Source organism: Bacillus sp. 05T31 (assembly GCF_056396725.1).
Map to the genome: position 1 here is coordinate 1 of NZ_JBFTMA010000968.1, position 1,223 is coordinate 1,223.

At 33.0% G+C, this 1,223-nt stretch carries 3 protein-coding genes; all 3 read left to right on the plus strand.

Going from position 1 to position 1,223, the window contains the following annotated elements; translation table 11 throughout:
- The coding region (locus tag AC1DJR_RS30375; RefSeq protein ID WP_477004298.1) for a flagellar protein FliS at positions 1–231 on the plus strand (231 nt) is incomplete at its 5' end.
- Positions 221–493, plus strand: a complete 273-nt coding sequence (locus tag AC1DJR_RS30380; protein ID WP_060748979.1) for a hypothetical protein — start codon at positions 221–223, stop codon at positions 491–493. The genes AC1DJR_RS30375 and AC1DJR_RS30380, both read left to right, overlap by 11 nt.
- Positions 494–837: 344 nt before the next feature.
- On the plus strand, positions 838–1,223 hold a 386-nt coding region (locus AC1DJR_RS30385; RefSeq protein ID WP_477004299.1), incomplete at its 3' end, for a flagellar basal body protein.

Sequence of the window (1,223 nt, forward strand, 5' to 3'; positions counted from 1 at the left end):
GGAGATGCGCTTCTTGAAAAATTAGAACGTATTTTTGAAGAGTTAAAGCTTCAATTAAATCCTGAGATTACTAAAGATTTATATGATAGTCTATTCGGTTTATACGATTGGATTAGCATTCAAATTCAGACGATGAAAGTAACGCGTGAAGCAAAAGACATGGATGCGATTGTACAAGTGTTACAAGATTTAATAGACGGTTACCGCGGAGCACTCGAAAATGAACAATGATATTTATCGAGCGTTTGTCGGCTGTTTTAATGAAATCGGTGAATTGCAAGTGTCAGATGAAGAATTTGCTGAGAAAAGTGCTATGTTAAATCGCTGGATGATGACATTGGATGAAGAGACGCGCGCAGATGTTGCAGCGGAAGTGAGTCCATTAATAATTAAGGCAGCACAGCATATTCGAGATAAGCAAAAGATTTTGGAAGAAATGATTATGACAAATGATGGACGAATGAAAGCGAATTCGTTTTACGGTAAATTTTAATAGGAAAGTATGGAAATGGATACTCCTTTTAAAAGGGGTTCCATTCCATTGTTTGAATAAGGCGTTCCGCTGATTGAGGTTTCACTTTATGACTGTAATAAAAAGAATGGTAATAATCCAAGCAATGAAAAATAAGATGTCTTTATTTTATGGAGAGAAGTGTATGGAAGCTCTTTTTTTATTGTTTATATATCAAAATGTTACATGGATTACTACGCGTATACAGTTTTTTATATTCTTTTTTATATTTTTGTATTTTTCTAAAGACAACAATGGGAAAATGGAATAAAATATGTAAGGGTACAAAATAGATAATATTTTAATAAATAAATACATATAGGAAAATGAATAATAAAGTGAAACTTCCATCAGTGGATAATCATGCGCTAAACGAGCATGATGGAAAAGGAAGGGTGTGGAATATGCCAGATTTAGTTAGTGATGTAAGTCATTATATGAACTATTTAGTAACGAAGCGAAATACCGTTTCTAGTAATATTGCAAATGCGAATACACCTGGCTATAAAGCACAAGATGTAACATTTGCTGAGCAAATGAATATGAGCAGTGCATTATATAAAAAAAATACTGCGGATTTAAAGAGTAATCCAGATTTATATCAAACGAATGTAATGCACTTACCGACAGCAAATACGAAAAATACATACGCAAAGATTCAAACGAAATCAATGCAAACGAATAAAGATGGAAACAGTGTTGATGTAACGAC